Annotated in this window: 20 protein-coding genes; 10 read left to right on the forward strand and 10 right to left on the reverse strand. The window is 43.8% G+C overall.

Annotation, left to right across the window (positions count from 1 at the left end; translation table 11 throughout):
• Positions 1–151: 151 nt before the first annotated feature.
• The 3 genes from BSR11_RS08160 to BSR11_RS08170 all read right to left on the reverse strand — a co-directional run bounded on the left by BSR11_RS08160 (position 152) and on the right by BSR11_RS08170 (position 3282).
• Complete coding sequence (locus BSR11_RS08160; RefSeq protein WP_072669919.1) at positions 152–1285, reverse strand: flagellin; 1134 nt, start codon at positions 1283–1285, stop codon at positions 152–154.
• A 237-nt stretch (positions 1286–1522) separates the two neighbouring features.
• Complete coding sequence (locus BSR11_RS08165; protein ID WP_072669920.1) at positions 1523–2665, reverse strand: flagellin; 1143 nt, start codon at positions 2663–2665, stop codon at positions 1523–1525.
• Between the two features lie 155 nt (positions 2666–2820).
• Complete coding sequence (locus BSR11_RS08170; protein ID WP_072669921.1) at positions 2821–3282, reverse strand: DUF2919 domain-containing protein; 462 nt, start codon at positions 3280–3282, stop codon at positions 2821–2823.
• Positions 3283–3437: 155 nt separating this feature from the next.
• Between BSR11_RS08170 and BSR11_RS08175 the strand changes: the two genes are divergently transcribed.
• Entirely contained in the window at positions 3438–3785 is a 348-nt protein-coding gene (locus tag BSR11_RS08175; protein WP_072669922.1) for a DUF2956 domain-containing protein, read from the forward strand.
• Between the two features lie 21 nt (positions 3786–3806).
• Here BSR11_RS08175 and BSR11_RS08180 read toward each other — a convergent pair whose 3' ends face one another.
• Positions 3807–4094 (reverse strand): winged helix-turn-helix domain-containing protein, encoded by a 288-nt coding sequence (locus BSR11_RS08180; RefSeq protein WP_072669923.1) that lies wholly within the window; start codon positions 4092–4094, stop codon positions 3807–3809.
• Positions 4095–4370: 276 nt separating this feature from the next.
• On the opposite strand from BSR11_RS08180, the gene BSR11_RS08185 reads away from it, so the two are divergent.
• The 4 genes from BSR11_RS08185 to BSR11_RS08200 are packed head-to-tail and all read left to right on the forward strand — an operon-like array spanning position 4371 to position 6806.
• Entirely contained in the window at positions 4371–4733 is a 363-nt protein-coding gene (locus BSR11_RS08185; protein ID WP_072669924.1) for an ArsC family reductase, read from the forward strand.
• A 2-nt stretch (positions 4734–4735) separates the two neighbouring features.
• Positions 4736–5872: a succinyl-diaminopimelate desuccinylase gene (dapE, locus tag BSR11_RS08190; RefSeq protein WP_072669925.1), complete on the forward strand. Its 1137-nt coding sequence runs from the start codon at positions 4736–4738 to the stop codon at positions 5870–5872.
• Positions 5872–6543, forward strand: a complete 672-nt coding sequence (locus BSR11_RS08195; protein WP_181397477.1) for a M15 family metallopeptidase — start codon at positions 5872–5874, stop codon at positions 6541–6543. The genes dapE and BSR11_RS08195 overlap by 1 nt, the downstream gene beginning before the upstream one ends.
• An 11-nt stretch (positions 6544–6554) precedes the next feature.
• Entirely contained in the window at positions 6555–6806 is a 252-nt protein-coding gene (locus BSR11_RS08200) for a DUF2897 family protein (protein ID WP_072669927.1), read from the forward strand.
• Between the two features lie 44 nt (positions 6807–6850).
• Here the strand turns inward: BSR11_RS08200 and bamC are convergent, their stop codons facing one another.
• Both bamC and dapA read right to left on the reverse strand, forming a co-directional pair.
• On the reverse strand, positions 6851–7867 hold the full coding sequence (gene bamC, locus BSR11_RS08205; RefSeq protein WP_072669928.1) for an outer membrane protein assembly factor BamC: 1017 nt from the start codon (positions 7865–7867) through the stop codon (positions 6851–6853).
• A gap of 42 nt (positions 7868–7909) precedes the next feature.
• Positions 7910–8788, reverse strand: coding sequence for a 4-hydroxy-tetrahydrodipicolinate synthase (gene dapA, locus BSR11_RS08210; RefSeq protein WP_072669929.1), 879 nt, complete (start codon positions 8786–8788; stop codon positions 7910–7912).
• 528 nt (positions 8789–9316) lie between these two features.
• Here dapA and BSR11_RS08215 point away from each other — a divergent pair.
• Both BSR11_RS08215 and bcp read left to right on the forward strand, forming a co-directional pair.
• Complete coding sequence (locus tag BSR11_RS08215; RefSeq protein ID WP_072669930.1) at positions 9317–9859, forward strand: glycine cleavage system transcriptional repressor; 543 nt, start codon at positions 9317–9319, stop codon at positions 9857–9859.
• 16 nt (positions 9860–9875) lie between these two features.
• Entirely contained in the window at positions 9876–10343 is a 468-nt protein-coding gene (gene bcp / locus BSR11_RS08220; RefSeq protein WP_072669931.1) for a thioredoxin-dependent thiol peroxidase, read from the forward strand.
• A 94-nt stretch (positions 10344–10437) separates the two neighbouring features.
• Here the strand turns inward: bcp and BSR11_RS08225 are convergent, their stop codons facing one another.
• A complete protein-coding gene (locus tag BSR11_RS08225) occupies positions 10438–12309 on the reverse strand; it encodes a methyl-accepting chemotaxis protein (RefSeq protein WP_072669932.1) in 1872 nt (623 codons plus the stop codon).
• Positions 12310–12551: 242 nt separating this feature from the next.
• Complete coding sequence (locus BSR11_RS08230) at positions 12552–13625, reverse strand: AI-2E family transporter (protein WP_072669933.1); 1074 nt, start codon at positions 13623–13625, stop codon at positions 12552–12554.
• A 446-nt stretch (positions 13626–14071) separates the two neighbouring features.
• Between BSR11_RS08230 and bepA the strand changes: the two genes are divergently transcribed.
• From bepA to wrbA, 3 genes are all read left to right on the forward strand, one after another.
• Positions 14072–15538: a beta-barrel assembly-enhancing protease gene (gene bepA, locus BSR11_RS08240; RefSeq protein WP_072669935.1), complete on the forward strand. Its 1467-nt coding sequence runs from the start codon at positions 14072–14074 to the stop codon at positions 15536–15538.
• A gap of 165 nt (positions 15539–15703) precedes the next feature.
• Positions 15704–16054, forward strand: coding sequence for an arsenate reductase (glutaredoxin) (arsC, locus tag BSR11_RS08245; protein ID WP_072669936.1), 351 nt, complete (start codon positions 15704–15706; stop codon positions 16052–16054).
• Positions 16051–16632, forward strand: a complete 582-nt coding sequence (gene wrbA, locus BSR11_RS08250; protein ID WP_072669937.1) for an NAD(P)H:quinone oxidoreductase — start codon at positions 16051–16053, stop codon at positions 16630–16632. Before arsC ends, wrbA begins: the two co-directional genes overlap by 4 nt.
• Before the next feature lie 42 nt (positions 16633–16674).
• On the opposite strand, the gene BSR11_RS08255 is transcribed toward wrbA, so the two are convergent.
• Together BSR11_RS08255 and BSR11_RS08260 are read right to left on the reverse strand one after the other, a co-directional pair.
• Positions 16675–18078, reverse strand: coding sequence for a metal-dependent hydrolase family protein (locus BSR11_RS08255; RefSeq protein WP_072669938.1), 1404 nt, complete (start codon positions 18076–18078; stop codon positions 16675–16677).
• Between the two features lie 126 nt (positions 18079–18204).
• Positions 18205–19317 (reverse strand): DUF8605 domain-containing protein, encoded by a 1113-nt coding sequence (locus BSR11_RS08260; RefSeq protein WP_072669939.1) that lies wholly within the window; start codon positions 19315–19317, stop codon positions 18205–18207.
• Positions 19318–19509 lie beyond the last annotated feature (192 nt).

A 19509-nucleotide genomic window follows, 5' to 3' on the forward strand; every position in this document is an offset into this window, starting at 1 on the left:
CATTTTTTTTCTTTTCATAGCAAAAAGATGATCCAGTTCAAAAAATAACACTCATCTATAGCTAAAGATTACAAGAAACAGCCCCACCTTGCTCAATTTCAAACATAAAAAAATCCAGCCGAAGCTGGATTTTTAGTCAGTATTTGGATAATTAACCAAGTAAACTTAACGCGGCATTCGGTGCCTGTTTAGCTTGAGCTAAGATAGAGCTTGAAGCTTGACCAAGGATTTGCGCTTTGGTCAACGCTGTGGTTTCCTTCGCAAAATCAGTATCCTTAATACGGCTCTTCGACGCATTAACGTTCTCGTTAATGTTATCCAAGTTGTTGATAGCATGGTTAAAGCGGTTTTGGAATGCACCAAGTTCGGCTCGATGACTATCGACATACTGTAACGCTGCATCCACGATAGCAACAGACTCTTGAGCGCCCCCAACACTGGTGACATCAATGGTATTCACGGTAACGGCTTGTCCAGCACCCATCGCCAGCTCAGTCGCTAACGTACCACTAAAGGTTACGTCTCCGTCAACTTTATGATTACCAGTGAAAACCTGCAGTTGCCCTTTTTCATTGACTGAAGCTTGAACTAGGTCGGTTTGACCATTGATGTAAGTAGCCAGCTCTTCAATATCATCGCCAACTTTAGCACTGATATTAATGGTCTGCTCCACACCATTCACATCATTAAGTGTCAAAGTTAGTTCATTGTTACCATCACTGACGGTCCAGTTTTTATCGGCTTCAGTAGCCGCCACATAACTAGTACCACCCATTTTAGCGTTATCACTGCGCATGTCGTTAAGAGTCAACATGACGGCTTCACCACTGTTCGAACCAATTTGGAATGCTTTGGTTTGGAACGTACCATTCAGTAGACGGTTACCACCGAAAGAAGTCGTTTCAGCGATACGATTGAGCTCATCATTCAACGCCGTCACTTCTTCTTGAATCGCAACACGTTCTGATTTTGAGTTAGAACCATTGGCCGATTGCAATGATAGATCACGAATACGTTGTAGAATATTGGTGGACTCATTCATCGCACCTTCTGCAGTTTGGGCGATAGAGATACCATCATTAGCATTACGCACTGCGACATCTAAACCACGACTTTGTACATTTAAACGGTTAGAGATTTGTAGACCAGCAGCATCATCTTTAGCGCTGTTGATCTTAAAACCAGAAGATAGACGCTCCATCGACGTTTGTTGCGCATTAGTCGCGCTATTTAGGTAACGTTGTGCGGTCATTGCGGCTACGTTGGTATTTACATTCACTGCCATGGTAATTTCTCCAATTGATTTTCCGATGTTTCCGGTTTTCGACGTCTCGTAAAACCAAGGTAGTTCTCTCAAAGTTATTTTCTTAGCGGCGTGTTCTGAAAAACCTTTAGAATTTTTTTTGCTTTTCTTTAAAAAAACTCACTTTGTGGTTAAAAACGCACCAAATAGGATAAAATCACAAAAAAGGTATTTTTTTCACTCAAGCTTTTAAATGACCTGTCGATAAAGATTGTTTTTTTAATTCTTCAGTAAAGACAAGGCGAGATGAGGCTGTTTTTTCGCTTGGCTAAGAATCGACGTGCTGACTTGTTGCAGTATTTGCTGTTTAACCATTTGAGTGGTTTCTTTAGCAAAGTCAGTATCTTTGATCCGGCTATTTGAGGCAGCTAATTGCTCATGCATATTATCAAGGTTATTAATGGCATGATAAAAACGATTTTGGAGAGCACCTAATTCAGCGCGATGGCTATCGACATACTGCAATGCGGTATCAATCACAGCGACAGCACTTTGCGCGCCACCAACGGTGGTGATATCAAGATCATTGACGGTTTCATACTTTCCAAAGGTAAGCTGTAGCTGGTCAGCCAAACCACCTGAAAAATAAGGCTGGCCGTGAATAAAATGGCTATGTTGATTTTCGAAATAAATCTGTAACTGCCCATGTTCATCAACCGAAGCCGACAGCTTATCGGTTTGACCATTAATATAAGTCGCTAATGACTCGATGTTATCACCGACTTTAGCCTGAATATCGACAGTTTCCGTTATGCCTGCGCGATTCATAAACGAAATAGACAACTGGTGATTCCCTTGTTCAACTTGCCAATCCGAACCTTTAGGCAGAGAAACATATTTAAAGCCGCCCATCAGCAACTGGTCACTCCGCATCGATTTCAAACCGACTTGTACCGCCTCTCCAGAGGCCGCACCAATCTGAAAAGAAGCCGAACCAAAACGTCCATTGAGTAATTTTTGCCCCGCAAAAGAGGTGGTTTCTGCAATTCGGTTTATTTCATCATTCAAAGCACTCATTTCTTCTTGGAGTGCTCGTCGCTCAGCTTGGCTATTCGAGCCATTCGCTGACTGTAAGGAGAGATCGCGCATTCGCTGCAAAAGGGTTGTTGTTTCTTGCATTCCACCTTCTGCGGTTTGCATGATCGAAATACCGTCATTCGCATTACGCGCTGCGACGCCTAAACCTCGCATCTGTGTTTCTAATCGATTGGAGATTTGCAACCCAGCGACATCATCTTTAGCTCGATTAATTCGTTTACCAGAAGATAATCGATCCAGTGATTGCTGAAGGGCTACTGACGCTTGGTTAAGGTGCCGCTGAGCAACTAGCGCCGAAACATTGGTGTTGACCGAAAGAGACATGCTGTTTTATCAAATTGCCTTGTAAACAGGTAGTTAATCAGAGTATCGACAAAATGAAAAAAATCTTGAGTCATAATGCAGAACAGCATTGATGATCGGCAATGAAATAAGAAGACCACTCGATAAGGTAGATTTAACTTGGCAATCAATAACCGTCAACTCAGTGGATCTGTAGAATTAAAACACGCTTTAACCCGACGACTACGTATCAAGTAAAAGCCAAACCACAGTAAGATGAGCAGCGTCAGCGCATTGGCCCATTGAAATCTGCCATTATCCAAATAAACATGATAACCCGTTTGTACTAATTGAATAATCAGAACACAAAGGGTCATGGCGCGCCCGAAACGGAAATAGGCAACAAGCAAACGCCGCTGCTCTTGCCGAAGGTGAATAAGCCACATTAATAGTAAGCTAGGTAGCCCCGTAAGCAATCCTAAATACAACATGTTGTGGTCAGGATACACAAAGTTCAAAATGGTTGAACCATGTTCTCGGCTTACTCCAGCCACCACAAAAACGACCCAAGCGCGAGCTAAAAACAACCAGCCTAGCCAGAGCCATAACGAAGCATTAAGGTAACCATAACGGTCATAGTGTTCGATCGGATATCGCATAATTCATCATAATTCATACTATTACGCCTGCTACTTTAACGTAATCCTTGCTCGTCGCCTATGCCTTAACAACTCAAGTTTTAACCTTACTCGTCCTCAGTTGAGGAAATGAATCAAGGCATGTTAATCTGATCGATATTGAAAAGGGGTTATTAATGAAACAGACCATTATTCCGTCACCACAAACTCAGCAAGAAGCACAAGCCATTGCTAAAGCCTCACAAAAACCGGGCCAAACGAAAGAACAAACCAAGTTAATTGCACAAGGCATTGAAAGAGGCATTGCGCTCTATAAGAAACAACAAAAAGAGAAAAGCCGTCAAGCCGATAGAGCCAAAAAAAAGTTGCAGCAGTTAAAGAGTACGGTAGAGAAGACTACGGAACAAGTCATGCCCCCCACGGCCCAACCCAGCGAAAAATCAATGTTGTGGTTACCTTGGGCACTGTTAATCATCAGTTGGATAGGTTTTATTGTTTATATTGCCACAAAAACCAACGAATAAAAAAAGCCAGCGTAGGCTGGCTTAAGCATGAAACCCAAGGCTTGCTGCAATAGCAGCTCGGCGTTCGATGACCCATTGACTATCAAACGGCCCCCAATCCGATAACCGATAATAGCCATCATTATGACGACGTCCATCTTGAACAAAGCTGAGCTCAATTCCGATCCCCGGCATCGCTTTGATCACATCCTGAATGGTGCGACGTGGCCATCCGGTTTTTTCAATTAACTTAGGGACATTTGGTCGTTCAAGACTTTCAACTAATAAAGCAAGATATAACCGCCTTGCAAAAACAGGACTCAATTCCATTGATACCTCCTAAATGGTGCAGAGTGCATTATTTCTGTTTTGTCAGTTAAGATGTTGCGTTCGATCAATAACAGGCCAATCGATAGCGCTACAGAACCACTTTCTTATCTCCCACGTGCTATCCGCATAGTATTTGTGCACACTCAACCAAATCATCAATAGGTTTTTTTGTCACTACTTGCGCTTCCTGTTAGGATTTGAACACTGAGTTCATACCAATGATTAACCAGCCAATGATGACGATAAATTGGCACCAGAGCGAGGAAAAGGAACCTTATGCTTATTACTCTTTACGGTATCCCCAACTGCGACACCATCAAAAAAGCGCGAAAATGGTTAGACGCCAAGGGGGTCGAATATCAATTTCATGATTACCGAAAAGATGGTATTACTGCTGAATTAATCGATGAGTTTTTTCAAGCGCTCGGTTGGCAAAATGTGATCAATAAACGGGGAACGACTTATCGCCAATTGAGCCCACAGCAAAAAGAGAACCTCAATGAAACGACCGCTCTGCCTTTGTTGCTTGAGCAACCTGCGATGATTAAACGCCCTATTTTACGTATCGAAAAATTACTCTATGTCGGTTTTAGCACCGATGATTACGCCACTCTTTTTCCATCACCACAAGGACAATAAGGATGATAGATAGCCCCGTACTCGCGCTAGCAAAAGATTTGATCAGTCGCGAATCCGTCACCCCAAATGATGCAGGTTGCCAACAGGTGATGATTGAACGACTTGCCGCGTTGGGCTTTAATATTGAGCCGATGGTCTTCGAAGATACGACCAACTTTTGGGCTCGTAAAGGAACCGAAGGTCCTTTGTTTGTCTTTGCAGGTCACACCGATGTAGTTCCTGCTGGGCCTCTTTTTCAGTGGCATACACCGCCATTTGAACCCACCGTCATTGATGGCTATCTGCATGGTCGTGGTGCTGCGGATATGAAAGGCTCATTAGCGTGCATGATAGTGGCGGTAGAACGCTTTTTAGCGAAACATCCTAATCACAAGGGGTCCATCGGTTTTTTAATTACCTCTGATGAAGAAGGTCCTTTTATTAACGGGACCACTAAAGTGGTTGATGCGTTAATGGCTCGCAATGAGCTGATTGATATGTGCATTGTCGGCGAACCTTCTAGTACCTTAAAAGTCGGCGATGTTGTTAAAAATGGGCGTCGTGGTTCGATTACTGGCGATCTAACCATTAAAGGAACACAAGGCCATGTTGCTTACCCTCATTTAGCGAATAACCCCGTACATCAAGCGCTACCGGCTTTAGCGGAACTCGCAGCGACCACGTGGGATCAAGGCAATGCTTACTTTCCGCCAACCAGCTTCCAAATCCCGAACTTACAAGCAGGGACCGGCGCGTCAAATGTAATACCTGGTGAATTTAGTGTGCAATTCAATTTCCGATTTAGTACCGAATTGACCGAGCAAGAGATCAAACGTCGTGTGCACTCGGTATTAGATGCGCATGGTTTAGACTATGAGCTAAAATGGACATTGAGTGGTGATCCTTTTCTGACTGATGCTGGCTCGCTACTCGATGCGGTGGTTTATGCCGTCCAAGAGGTCAATCATCAACAGCCCCAGTTATTAACCACTGGAGGCACTTCTGATGGCCGCTTTATTGCCAAGATGGGCGCACAGGTCGTCGAGTTAGGACCTGTCAATGCCACTATTCATAAAGTCAATGAATGCGTCAGCATCGCAGATTTAGAGAAACTCACGGACATGTATCAAAACGTGCTGGAGCACCTTTTCGGCCAATGATGTCACCTAAACAATTAACGGGGAAAACCGACGACCACCTCAATGCGGTGCTCGTCGGCCAAAAAAACTTTTGGATTCATCCCCAAGTCAGCCAAGATTTGCTGGCTTTAAAACAAGCGGCCGACTCAGCTGGGTTTAATTTTAATATCGCCAGCGGTTTTCGATCTTTTGCGCGTCAGCAAAGTATATGGAATCGAAAAATGAATGGTGAGCTCGCTATCTTAGATGATAATAGCCAACCTATTGACACTTCTCTTTACTCAGAAGAACAACGAGTGTGGGCTATTTTACGCTGGTCTGCGTTACCTGGCGCAAGTCGCCATCACTGGGGGACTGATTTTGATGTTTTTGATCGCCATGGATTACCCGCTGGAGAGTCATTGCAGTTAGAGCCTTGGGAATATTTACAAGCCCATCAACGCCCATTCTATCAATGGTTAAAAGAGCATATTAAACCGTTTGGATTTTTTTTCCCTTACCAACAAAATAGTATCGGAGTCGCTTTTGAGCCTTGGCATATCAGCCATCGACTGACTGCTGAAAGGTGCTTAACACAATTAACCCTTGACGTACTCGCCGAACAATTAGCAGTTGAAGACCTATTAGGCAAACAAACCGTATTACAAAACCTAGAGACGATCTACAATCAGTACATCATCAATATTGCATAGGCAGGACGGATATGGACTTTTTATTCAACCCATGGGTGATTTCAATTGCTGCGATGAGCCTGATTATTGGTAATTTAGCGGCACTCAAATACCTATCCAAAATCAAATTCCAACCCATGAGCAAAAAAAAAGATTTTGAAAAGCTCAGCGAGCTAGACAAAAAACTGCAATCAATCACTGCCGAACTTGATTCCTCAGAACCGACACCATCAGAGCAGGAAATAGAAAAAACAGAACAAGCTAAAAAAGAGAGGGATACTTAACATTAGTATCCCTCGTCGTAGTAATAACTTAACTCAGTATTAAACTATTTCTCTGCAATCGCAGCCAGAACTGGAGCCATTTCTTTCAATAACTCTTCTTCAACAGGTTTACCTGCCGAGTTGGTTACGTTGACTGACGTTCGATTACCTAAATCACCAAACAAGAAAGTATAAGTGCCCGCCCTTAGATTCATGGGCTTGACACCAATATGATGCCAAAATTGATCATCAGGAGAGGCGTAACGCGCTTTAATGGTTCCCTGAGACTGATTACGCTCTTCAATAGTAAAGCCCATCTCAGGTAATAAAGTCGGTATACGCTGCCATAACACATCATAAGGTGTACGAGCAATGATCACCGGCAAACCACTACGGTCGGAGCCCATCGTGATGGGTATCTGCTTGACTAACTCTTGCGCTCGACGCGTCGCTTCTTCCCGCACTTGCTGATCATAACGGCTAGTAACTAAATTGGTCATAAAGGCGTTATAACGCTCTTTATTACTGGCGGTTACCGGCATTGGTTTACCATCTTCCCGCCAATCTATCAGGGATATTTTAAAACCAAAACGGTTGTTAGCTTCGACACGGGTTAACTCATAGCGGCTACCAAGCGTGGTGTCCTCATCTTCAGAGACCCAATTAATCCAACTGGTTTCGACACGATTATCGCTCTGCTCTACCGCGCCAATCCCTCGCTCTTCCATCATGGTTAATGCCGTTTGCCATACTCTATCGGCTTCATCTTGACGAATCATCCACAAGGTTACTTCACCATTTTGGCGTTCCGCACGGGCGCCAGGAATTAACTCAAGAATTTGTTGAGGTGGACGAATATCCACTTTTCGGCCGATTTTCCCAGGGAATTGTCCTTCAGGAATCGTATAGTTAGGATAAAACTGAGGTACCGCGCCTTCAGGTAAGACCCAAGACGTTAATGGTTTAGTCTCTAAGTAAGCAAAATCATTTTTTGCTTGACGCCGCTGTGCCGGACTACTTGAACAAGCACTCAACACCAATACAGCCAGCGAACCAACAACCAGCTGGTGGGATAACTTCATTGAAACTCCTAAGTTGCTGAGAAGAGTCTCAGCCGTAAAACGTTATAGAATACAAGCTTCTGTCATAGCTTGGGCAACAAACGGGCGAGCGGATTCTGAAAGCTCAGTTAAAGGTAAACGTAAATGACCGTGTGCAATTAAACCCAATCGATGAGCCGCCCATTTCACTGGAATAGGGCTAGACTCAACAAACAGCCCCTTATGGAGAGGCATTAAACGTTGATTAATGATTTCCGCTTCTGCAAACTGGCCAGAAAGCGCAAGTGACATCATTTTAGCCATATCTGCGGCCGCAATATTATTAGTAACCGAGATAACGCCTCTTCCCCCCAGTTTAACAAACTCAAGCCCAGTAGCGTCATCGCCACTTAGCAAAACAAACTGGTCACCGCAAAGCTCACGATGTAACGCAATACGACTTAAATCACCCGTTGCGTCTTTGAGTGCAACAATATTTTTTAGTTCCGCTAAACGAGCAACGGTTTCTGGTTTTAAGTCAACAGCCGTTCGGCTCGGAACATTATAAAGAATCACCGGAATATCCGTTTCTTGGCTGATCGCTTGATAGTGCTGAAACAATCCCTCTTGCGTCGGTTTATTATAATAAGGAGTCACACTCAAATAACCTGCAATTCCGGTATTGTTCAGTAAACGACTAAACGTTACCGACTCATGCGTCGCATTCGCTCCCGTTCCAGCAATAACGGGAATACGCCCAGCGGAAAACTCGACCGTTTTCGCCACAACTTTGACATGTTCTTCTACCGAAAGGGTCGATGACTCGCCTGTCGTACCGACAGAAACAATGGCGTCAGTCCCTGCGGCGACATGATAATCGACAAGTTTTTGTAAACTAACGTAGTCTACTTCACCGTCATGGTCGAAAGGCGTAATTAACGCAACGATACTTCCTGAAAACATGTCTATCTCCCTAAATTGATAACTTTTGCATGGTACTGCATGGCACTTAAAAAACACAAGGGGGGAGATCTGCTTAAATGACACCTAACCGTGAATATTTATCAAATCTTATAGCAGCGCCACTGAACCTAGCCGTGTCGAAGTCACTCAGTGGGCCCCCAAGAATCTATTAATACAACGTTAGTTCAGATAAACCAACGTTATTACTCTCGTTATGATTGCAAAAGAGAGTATGCATGGCTCTTTCGTTTGGTTATATACCTAAATGACTTGGCGTTGCAAGTCAGCGATAAATAAATGAATGCATGCCATGCGCATCGATAAACAAGCTGAGTGACTAGACAAACGTAGCTAGCCTCACAACATCAAGCTAGTCGGTTATACACTTGTTTTGTACAACGGATTGTCAACTTCCAGCAAGAAGGTGATTAACAGTTATTGACTCATGACCATTCACCAGATGTACGATTTTCATATCGCTTATTAACTGTGTTAACATCAATGAAAACATTCAACTTAAGTGGCCTTATGATTCAACATCTCGTGATAACCGCTATAGGCTCTGACCGTGCGGGCGTTTGTAACCAAGTCGTTCAATTGGTTACTCAAGCTGGTTGTAACATTATTGATAGTCGTATTGCTTTATTTGGTAATGAATTTACCTTAATAATGCTGGTTTCTGGTAATACAAACAGCATTACTCGCGTCGAAAGCACACTGCCGTTACTCGGACAACAACAAGATCTGATCACGATGATGAAACGAACTTCTCCGCATCATCAGCCACATTATGCTTATAGTGTTGAAGTGTATGTCGAATCTGACGATCAACTTGGCTTAACTGAAAAATTTACCCATTTCTTTGCCGAGCGACACATTGGTATGGCTTCACTGAGCGCACAAACCATTCACAAATCAAAACTCAGTACCGAGCATGATCAATTTCATATTGCGATTACGGCTCAAGTCAATGCCGACTATAATCTTATGCAATTACAAGAAGAGTTTGCCGCACTCTGCCAACAGCTGGATGTGCGAGGCTCACTCAATTTCATAAAAAACAGTCAATAAAAGGAAAATAATCACCATGACTCCTCTACACGTAGGTTCAACAGTACCGACGCTGACTCGACTGGATCAACACGGCAAGCCAATCTCACTGGCAGATTTTGCAGGAAAAAAGGTACTGCTGTATTTTTATCCGAAAGCCATGACACCGGGCTGTACTGTACAAGCCCAAGGCTTGCGTGACATTCAAGCAGAACTTGCAGCGCACAATGTCGTGGTACTCGGCGTAAGCATTGATCCCGTAGCTCGGTTAGGTAAGTTTATTGAGCGCGATAAGCTTAACTTCACATTATTGTCCGATGAAGATCATCAGTTGGCGGATCAATTTGGCGTTTGGGGAGAGAAAAAGTTTATGGGTAAAACTTACGATGGACTGCATCGGCTCAGTTTTTTAATTGATGAACAAGGCAAAGTTGCTCATGTGTTTGATAAATTTAAAACCAAAGATCATCATCAGGTCGTTCTTAACTATTTAAATCAAGCATAACGTCGCAGAGGCATTCCCTTCGCTCAGTAAAAACCGCTCTATTATCAACAGAGCGGTTTTTTAGTCACGACTGATTAATTATCAATCAGTACGCTCAAACAATAAATTTACCTAAAATGGCGTCTTGCTCACGCACGTTCTCAGCTTGAACCTGCATGGCAATATTGGCCTCTTCAGCCGAGTCAGAAACTTGGGTTGATAAATCTTTTATCTTCACCGTATTGCTGTTAATTTCTTCCGCTACTAAGCTCTGTTGTTCCGCCGCAGAAGCAATCTGTAAGTTCATATCACTGATTTGCTGAATGGCATGGCGGATACGCTGTAATGCACCATCGGCTAACTGCGCTTTGGCAACCGCATCTACCGCCGTATCTTTACTCTCTTTCATCGCTTTCGATACCGAGCTAGAGCCAATCTGTAGTTGCTCAATCATACCGCGAATTTCCGTCGTTGATTGCTGAGTTCGTTGCGCTAACGTACGTACTTCATCAGCAACAACCGCGAAACCACGCCCCGATTCACCCGCACGGGCGGCTTCAATCGCCGCATTGAGTGCTAATAGGTTAGTTTGATCGGCGATATCGTTAATGACTTTTAAAATCGTTTCAATATTAGCCGTTGCCGACTCCAAACCTTGAACTTCTTTAACAGCCATTTCAATGTGCGCGGATAACTTATCGATCGATTGCGTCGTTACACTCACAACTTGCGAACCTTCAATGGTTGCTTCATCGGCTTCTTTTGCGGCAGAGGCGGCCCCTTGAGCATTATTGGCGACCTCCGTCGCGGTCACCGACATTTCATGCATCGCCGTCGCTAATTGCTCAAGCTCTTGCAACTGAGAGCGCATCGCTGAAGATGAACCTTCAACACTCATGATCGTCAGCTCAGCCCCACGCATGATCTCCTCACCAATCGCTTTCGATTGCTTGATTTGCGTTTGTAATGTCTCAGTGAAGGTATTAAAGCCGTGAGCAAGCTCAGCAAACTCTTGATCGGTATTGGTATCTAGACGTTGAGTTAAATCACCTTGTCCCGAAGCAACATCTTTTATAGCTTGATTCAGCACGCTCAGTGGACGCATCAATACCTTGATCAATAAGGTCAGGCCAATGATACTGACAATCACACCAATCAAAGTATAAATAATCGAACTATTACGTAGTTTAGTCAGTGCAACAAATGCTAGCGACTCATCAACCACTGCTCCCACATACCAATTTTCACTGGCGACACGACTGAAATAGACTAGGTGTGACTGGCCATTAATATCAACGTGCTGTATGCCCTCTTTTAATTGAACATCGGGTAAATAGGTCGTCAACTTCTGACCGTTATATTGCGTTTCAGGGTGCGCAATGGTTGAGCCATCGGCAGTCACAATAAACATGTAGCCCGCATCAAACAGGTTAATTCGATTAACCATTTCTGCTAATTGAGTCAGCTCTAAATCATAAAACATTGCGCCGATAAAGCGTCCAGCATGACGTACTGGCGTGCCGATAGAAATGATGATCGTATTGGTCGACGCGTCAGCATAAGGCGCTGTAACGACGAGTGAGTTCTGAGCTTTAGCGCCGATATACCATGGGCGACGTCTTGGGTCGTAATCACTACCCGGATCCCAACCGTCGTCATTCTCGACCATGGAACCATCTGATTCATAGCCCAAACCGATGGATAAAAAGCTACCTTTCAGCGCCGGTTTTTCTAGCACATTACTGACATATTGACGGTTTAAAGGATCAAGTTCTAAAGTTTCGGTGATGGTTTGAGCCATCCCTTTCTTGCTCCCCATATCCAAGCTAATGGTATTTTTTACTCCAGCAACCATTTCTTTTAAGCTGCTGTGCACCAAAGCTTGCACCTCTGAGCGAACCGTCGTCAACTGTTGCACAGACAATGAAACGACAATGACCAACAGTAGTGCAGATGAAGCTGCCACAATTTTTTGACTAAATTTCATAATTTCCCTCTACTAATCTTCCTGATGTTCTTTTTATTTTTTATGTGGGCGGAGTTGGCCTTAATCACTGTATCGCCAAGTTCAATCAAAACTTAAACGAGGATATTAAGAGTGTAAGCAAAAGTTAACTCTTTTTCCGCAACGACGACATAAACATCGCTTAATTATCTTTAAACAAAAAGCCTCATTTATAATAATGAGGCTTAACAATTCAATGATGAGGCAAAAAAACACGCCATCATTTAACCATCGACAGAGGCCGTGTCGTCATCATTACTGGGTAAAGCATGCCACACGGCTTTCACTAATGTGGCCAGAGGAATGGCGAAAAAGACGCCCCAGAATCCCCATAATCCGCCAAAAACTAACACTGCGATGATGATGGCAACTGGATGCAAATTGACCGCTTCAGAAAATAAAATAGGCACCAGTACATTACCATCCAAAATTTGAATAATGAAGTATGCCACCAATAAGGTATAGTATTGAGGCGTTAATCCCCATTGGAACAAACCAACAATCGCCACCGGAATTGTCACCGCTGCCGCCCCAATGTAGGGGATCAGAACCGAAAAACCTACCGCTACAGCGAGTAGCGCAGAGTAACGTAAATCTAAAATCGCAAACGTCACATAGCTCACGCCACCAACGATTAAAATTTCCAACACTTTACCACGAATATAATTAGAAATTTGTTGATTCATTTCTAACCATACCTTGGTCGCTAAACGTCGATTTCGAGGCAAGACGCCACTCGCGATCGACATCATTTCTTGTTTATCTTTCAGTAAAAAAAACACCAACATCGGCACGAGGATCAAATATACCGCCAACGTTGCTAAACTGACCAACGATGCTAATGAGCCTTTAACGACCGACTCTCCCATACTTAATGCTTTATTTTTAGCATTGTTCACTAACGATTCAACGATTTGTAAATTGGCCAACTCTGGATAGCGATCCGGTAAACTGGCAATAAAGTTTTGCAAACCGTTATACATATTAGGGATATCATTAATTAAATTAATTACTTGCTGCCAAATGGTTGGAACAATACCAAATAACGCCACTAACATGAGCCCGAGAAACAACGATACAATAACCAAAACTGATAAGGTTCTCGGGATCCCTAAACGGCATAATTGCGTGACAGGCCACTCAAGCAGATAGGCCAAGACAATCGCAACCAATAATGGGGCGATCAAGTGACCAAAAAAATAGATAATAACAAAACCAAAAAATAAGATAGCGACCAAACTAACCGCATGAGGATCGGAGAATCGTCTTTGATACCAACGATTGAGCATTTCAAACATCGAGCGGGCTCTCCTTAATAATAGAACACGAAAAATAGCCATGATTTGGCAAATTAACAGAGTGTACAGGCAACGTGTTGAGATAACATTGAACACCAACATTACTCTGCCTGCCAATCAGAATAGTGAGATTTTGTCTATCATCAAGCGCTAAGATGTGACGCTTTGCAAGTAATAATGTCATTAGGCAGTACGACTTAGGCAAATCAACAATCTTGGGTTCCATTTTAGAGCTCAATCCTTAATATAGACTCAAACCACCGATGGATGGATCAGATGGTTCCTCGTTATCAAACGCGAGGAGAAGTGGCAACACAGTGTATAAAGCAAACACCAATAATACCACTGCCGCCGTCAGTAAACGAGATGACTTTCTCCGGCGTAGGAAACCAATTACATCGTGCAGTGTCTTAGAGAAAGATAAGCTTGGAGCATTCCCTATCACCATGAAAATAAAACGTTCTCTTGTTTACCTCTGCCTTGCGGCAACCTTAAGTCCTCTTTCCGGTGCGTATGCGAACCGTTTTGGGAGTGATAGCATAGAGCTGCCCGATATTGGTACCGTAGCGGGCTCAACATTAACAATTGATCAAGAGCTTATCTATGGCGATGCGTATATGCGCATGTTACGTAATAGCCGTCCTATCATCAATGATCCTGTCATTAATGAGTATATCGAAACCTTGGGTTATCGCTTAGTTGCTAGCTCCGACGATGTCAAAACACCATTTACCTTCTTCATGATCCGCGATCGTAACATTAACGCTTTTGCGTTTTTCGGTGGTTATATTGCATTGCATTCTGGCCTACTGCTACACGCTCAATCAGAAAGTGAACTCGCGTCTGTCATGGCGCATGAAATTGCTCACGTCACTCAGCGCCATTTAGCACGCAGCATGGAAGAACAAGCTCGTCGCTCTCCAGCAACGATTGCCGCCTTAGCTGGATCACTACTGTTAGCCATCGCCGCGCCTCAAGCAGGAATTGCCGCTATCACCGCAACGACAGCGGGTAGTATGCAAAGCCAAATTAATTACACTCGTAGTAATGAAAAAGAAGCGGATCGCTTTGGGATTGCAACTTTAGCTAAAGCTGGGTTTGATGTGCATGCCATGCCACGCTTTTTTGGTCGTCTTGCTGACGAATATCGTTACGCCAGTACACCACCACCGATGCTACTGACTCACCCTCTACCCGAAGATCGTATTACGGATAGCCGAGCTCGAGCACAGCAGTTTCCTAGTGTGAATGTTGCTCCTTCTCTGAATTATCATTTAACACGCTCGCGAGTTGTCGCTCGTTACGCCGGAATCAACAGTGAAGCCGCATTAGATTGGTTTAAACGTAACCAAAGAAAAGCGGACCCGAGTATGGCTGCCGCTTTTGATTATGGTAAAGCACTCGTTTATCTTGATACTAAACAATACGACGAAGCAGAAAGCCGCTTAAAAACGTTGCTACAAAGCCATCCTGACAATAATTTTTACCTCGATGCGATGAGTGATCTTCTGATTGATACTGAACGTGCAACAGAAGCACAATCTATGCTGGCTCAAGCATTGCAACGTAAACCCAATAATCCGGTGTTGGTAATAAACTACGCCAATGCCTTAATCAAAAATGACCAGTTTCCAGAAGCTATCCGAATGCTACAGCGCTACACACATGATCGCCCAAATGATGTCAATGGATGGCATTTATTAGCAGAGGCCAACAGTCGAAGTGGTAATAGTGCGGAGGATTTAGCAGCCCGAGCCGAAATTTTTGCTTTAGGTGCGAACTGGAATAAAGCGATTCAATTTTATACCCAAGCCAGTCAGCTTGCTCCTTTAGGAAGTTTGCAACAAGCTCGCTATGATGCACGACTCGATCAGCTCATGGTACAAAGAGATCGATTTTTAGCGCTACGATAAATTTAGCGACTCAAGTCATTGTTAGCCAACAATGACTTGAAGTGGTCGATGGTCAGCAAACGAGTGACCCCCTAATAATATCGACAGGGGAAAACGACGCAGCCTCGTCAATTCGCGGAATAATGAACCACTTAAATAATAAACCATCTTTATTAAGGAGAAAGGATGTCCGTTACCATTTATCATAATCCACGCTGCTCTAAAAGCCGAGAAACGTTAGCTTTATTAGAAGCGCGTAACCTACAACCTAATATTATTCATTATTTACAAACTCCACTGACGATTGAACAACTCAAAGCCATTTATGCAAAGTTACCCCATAGTCAGGTTCGCGACATGATGCGTTGTAAAGAAGCCTTGTACAAAACCCTGAATTTAGACGATCCTACTCTCTCGGACGAGGCGTTATTTTCAGCCATGGCAGAACACCCCTCTCTGATCGAACGTCCGATTGTTGTGGTAAATCAACAAGCCCGTCTCGGCCGCCCACCAGAACAGGTACTGGACATCTTATGACCCGTCTGATCGTTTTGTACTACAGCCGTCACGGCAGTACTCAAAGCTTGGCTCGGCACATTGCCCGAGGCATTGAGTCAGTCTCTGGATGTGAGGCGATTTTGCGTACCGTTCCTGAGCTGGAACCTACGCAAGGAAACGCGAGCGAGCCGTACTTAACCCTAGATGAGTTAGAGCAGTGTCATGGCTTAGCCGTTGGCAGCCCCGTTTGGTTCGGAAATATGGCCGCGCCATTAAAACATTTTTGGGATCAAACGACTCCACTATGGGTTAAAGGCTCGTTAATTGATAAACCTGCCTGCGTATTTACTAGCTCAGCAACGTTACACGGTGGACAAGAGACGACCCAACAGACCATGATGCTGCCTTTACTGCATCATGGCATGTTGATCATGGGGATTCCTTATTCAGAGCCTAAGTTACATACAACCCGAACGGGAGGTACTCCCTACGGAGCCAGTCATGTGGCAGACTCTGTAAATACCACTTTAAGTCATGATGAAAGTGAATTAGCACAACGTCTTGGTCAGCGCCTAGCTCAACTTGCCGTTACCTTAAATAATAGCAATAACCTTTAATCGAGAATGTTAGTCCAAACCAATAAGAAGTTGGGACTAACATTAAATCGGTAGAAGGGATTTTTTTATTTTTCCAGCTTGGATAATCATCGTCATTTTGTGCTCAGGATCCTCTAAAAAGCTAATATCATGATTTAGATCTCCCGCGACTAAAAGTATATCAGCCAATGCTTGTTCTTTTATCACGCCTAATGCGCCGGGATAAGGATCACAGTGACCGGATAATTTTAGCAGCTGCCCATTTTTACCAGTCGCCATCGCTAAGACTTCTAATGGCGTGAAAAAACGTGTCAGCTTAGACAACATCTTGCCCTGCTTACTGAGATTGCTTGGTGTAAATAAGATATCAGTGCCCCAAGCAGTATTGATCTGATATTTTTTCGCCAGCTCGTAAGCTCTTATCGTCCCTTCAGCCACTAATTTCTGCTTTTTAATATTTGCTTCATCTTGATAGACGTTAGAATCTTCATCAGCAAGGAAAGGCTGCAAACTCCACCAAATCCCCTGCTTAGCCATCAGCTGGGCCGTTTTTTCATCACATAACTGACCATGCTCAATACACTTTACCCCGCATTCGATCGCTCGTTGAATACTCTCACTGGTGTAAGCATGAACCATCACATAAGTGCCCCAGTCACTGGCCGCCGCAACCGCCGCTTTGATTTCATGTTCAGTATATTGATTGGTAAACAAATGATCATGAGGAGAAGCAACTCCTCCTCCAGCCATTATCTTAATTTGCGCCGCACCTTGCATCAATTGTTCACGAACAGCCTTGAGTACCGCGTCATGGCCATCGGCGATTGAAGAAATACCAGCGCGTTCAATACTACTGAGTGTATTGCAATTAAATAAGTCGGCGGAAGTTCTAAAATCCGCATGGCCCGATGTTTGCGAAATCATTGCTCCAGAAGGATAAATTCTTGGACCATCAAACAAGTGGTTATCAATGGCTTTCTTAAGCGAAAAACTCGGGCCTCCAGCATCTCTCACGGTCGTAAAACCACGCATTAAAGTATTGTTCGCTTCTTTCACGGCAAGGAGATGAAGATAGCTAATCTCTTCCATCATCGCTTGAGACTTAATAATGGCACACAACATTGAGTGCCAATGAGCGTCAATCAAACCGGGCATTAATGTATAGCCTTGACAATCAATCACGCTGTCTTGGGTAAGTGGCAATGGTTGGTCAATAAGAACCGTGATAATTTTGCCACTGTCGATCAATACACTAGCATTTGCTTTAATCGTCAGGGTTTCGCCATCAAATAATTGCGCATTTGTTAGCCAGTATCGGTTCCTATGCTCGACCGATGGACTCGGTGTCAGCGCTGCTGATAGCTGCTCATACACCACATGGGATGCTTGAGGAGTGAGTGCTAAACGTTGATGAATGGTCTCTATTCCTTGACTACCACATTGGCAGTGACTGGTTGTTTCACTCATAACCACTCCTCTATTAATATTTTTTATTTAATAGCTCTTATCAAATAACGTCAATCGTCGTTATTTAATGTTATTTGCATTGATAATGCCATAAGGGGGAAATTCATCCCCCCTTAGAAAATTCACTTAATCTTGCCAAGAAAAATAAAGCTGCGTTCTTTTAGGGGGGGTAACCACCGATGACTCATCCTCTGACTGACGACCATCTTTCGCCTTATCTTGCTGAACGTTCTTACGCTCAATTAGCTTCGGCGCCGCTCTTTGCGTCACTTGACGAAGACGAAGCACTTCTTGAGCGAAATCTGCTTCGCTAGCTAATAAATGCACATTGAAGATAACTTCATCCCCTTGAATACTCACAATATCCAAAGAGGCAACAGAACTTAAGCGTCTGACGCTCTCCTCTAAGGTAAAGAAAGCCCGAGCATTATTAATCGGTTTAAATGCAGCCCAAAGGGTTTGTGAGGACTCAGTGCCGACTAACACAGCACTTTTTTTAGCATAGTGGCTGGCCAATACGTCGATCAATGTATTCACAGCCTCCTCACCTGACGTCTGCCCGCTCATGGGTGCTTTAGGAGAGGTTAGCAGTTGATCGGCAGATTGATCGTACAACGCCCAACGCAAAGTAGAACCTTGAGCTCGTAGCACTAAAATGGCATCACTGGCGTAACGCTGACTCGCTGTCGCAATGGACTCCGTAAAGCCTCCCCATAGATCAGAACTCTGGATACCCGTCACATCCTCAAAGTCACCAACCGGAAGCGTTAAGGGTAAACCTCGCTGTTCAGCCTGCCTTTTTAATTGCGATACCATGTCAGTTTGTGAATGGTCCCAAATAATACGGCGCTCATAGTCAGATTCTTCCACTAACCATACTAAAATATTAGCCCGTTCTTCAGGCCAAAACGCTAAATGCGCTTGAGTCAACAGTGCGCGGATACGAGGCCCACTAAAAGCCACTCTTAATGTTCTTTGATCATTGAGTTGTCCATAGCTGATCTGATTAGCATACTGAGCACTTTGACGCAGCGCTTTACTGACGACGTCATTGCTCAATGAGTCCTGACTACCCGTCGCTCGAATAACCACCTCTTGCATGGCACGAATTCGAGCCTCGGCTTCTGGATCATTGTGCTGCTCATCCATCACAACTTCAGCTTGGTACAAATTGATTTTGGTTAATGCCAATGCAGGCAGACTGATTAACCCAATCAACAACAAAACGAAATAGCGCATACGGTTACCATAGATTCCAAGTGAACATTGATGATAAGCAACTATCTAGGTCGGGGCAAGGCGCTGTACGAGGGCCAGTGTCAATTTTCCGCAGTTTTTCCGCTTCTCAATCCCTCTTCATTAGTGACAACGTCTGACCTTTTCAATCGATTAATGAGCGTAAACCAGAAAAAGTTTGATCTATAACCCATA

The sequence above is a fragment of the Vibrio injensis genome (assembly GCF_001895205.1).
GTDB lineage: Bacteria > Pseudomonadota > Gammaproteobacteria > Enterobacterales > Vibrionaceae > Vibrio > Vibrio injensis.

Bases quoted from the DNA above. Each gene is read 5' to 3' on its own strand.
- BSR11_RS08180 (WP_072669923.1), bottom strand. From the start codon at position 4,094: ATGGAATTGAGTCCTGTTTTTGCAAGGCGGTTATATCTTGCTTTATTA.
- bcp (WP_072669931.1), top strand. From the start codon at position 9,876: ATGACTCCTCTACACGTAGGTTCAACAGTACCGACGCTGACTCGACTG.
- BSR11_RS08175 (WP_072669922.1), top strand. From the start codon at position 3,438: ATGAAACAGACCATTATTCCGTCACCACAAACTCAGCAAGAAGCACAA.
- BSR11_RS08255 (WP_072669938.1), bottom strand. From the start codon at position 18,078: ATGAGTGAAACAACCAGTCACTGCCAATGTGGTAGTCAAGGAATAGAG.
- BSR11_RS08215 (WP_072669930.1), top strand. From the start codon at position 9,317: ATGATTCAACATCTCGTGATAACCGCTATAGGCTCTGACCGTGCGGGC.
- BSR11_RS08230 (WP_072669933.1), bottom strand. From the start codon at position 13,625: ATGTTTGAAATGCTCAATCGTTGGTATCAAAGACGATTCTCCGATCCT.
- BSR11_RS08185 (WP_072669924.1), top strand. From the start codon at position 4,371: ATGCTTATTACTCTTTACGGTATCCCCAACTGCGACACCATCAAAAAA.
- dapE (WP_072669925.1), top strand. From the start codon at position 4,736: ATGATAGATAGCCCCGTACTCGCGCTAGCAAAAGATTTGATCAGTCGC.
- bepA (WP_072669935.1), top strand. From the start codon at position 14,072: ATGAAAATAAAACGTTCTCTTGTTTACCTCTGCCTTGCGGCAACCTTA.
- wrbA (WP_072669937.1), top strand. From the start codon at position 16,051: ATGACCCGTCTGATCGTTTTGTACTACAGCCGTCACGGCAGTACTCAA.
- arsC (WP_072669936.1), top strand. From the start codon at position 15,704: ATGTCCGTTACCATTTATCATAATCCACGCTGCTCTAAAAGCCGAGAA.
- BSR11_RS08170 (WP_072669921.1), bottom strand. From the start codon at position 3,282: ATGCGATATCCGATCGAACACTATGACCGTTATGGTTACCTTAATGCT.
- BSR11_RS08195 (WP_181397477.1), top strand. From the start codon at position 5,872: ATGTCACCTAAACAATTAACGGGGAAAACCGACGACCACCTCAATGCG.
- BSR11_RS08225 (WP_072669932.1), bottom strand. From the start codon at position 12,309: ATGAAATTTAGTCAAAAAATTGTGGCAGCTTCATCTGCACTACTGTTG.
- bamC (WP_072669928.1), bottom strand. From the start codon at position 7,867: ATGAAGTTATCCCACCAGCTGGTTGTTGGTTCGCTGGCTGTATTGGTG.
- dapA (WP_072669929.1), bottom strand. From the start codon at position 8,788: ATGTTTTCAGGAAGTATCGTTGCGTTAATTACGCCTTTCGACCATGAC.
- BSR11_RS08260 (WP_072669939.1), bottom strand. From the start codon at position 19,317: ATGCGCTATTTCGTTTTGTTGTTGATTGGGTTAATCAGTCTGCCTGCA.
- BSR11_RS08165 (WP_072669920.1), bottom strand. From the start codon at position 2,665: ATGTCTCTTTCGGTCAACACCAATGTTTCGGCGCTAGTTGCTCAGCGG.
- BSR11_RS08160 (WP_072669919.1), bottom strand. From the start codon at position 1,285: ATGGCAGTGAATGTAAATACCAACGTAGCCGCAATGACCGCACAACGT.
- BSR11_RS08200 (WP_072669927.1), top strand. From the start codon at position 6,555: ATGGACTTTTTATTCAACCCATGGGTGATTTCAATTGCTGCGATGAGC.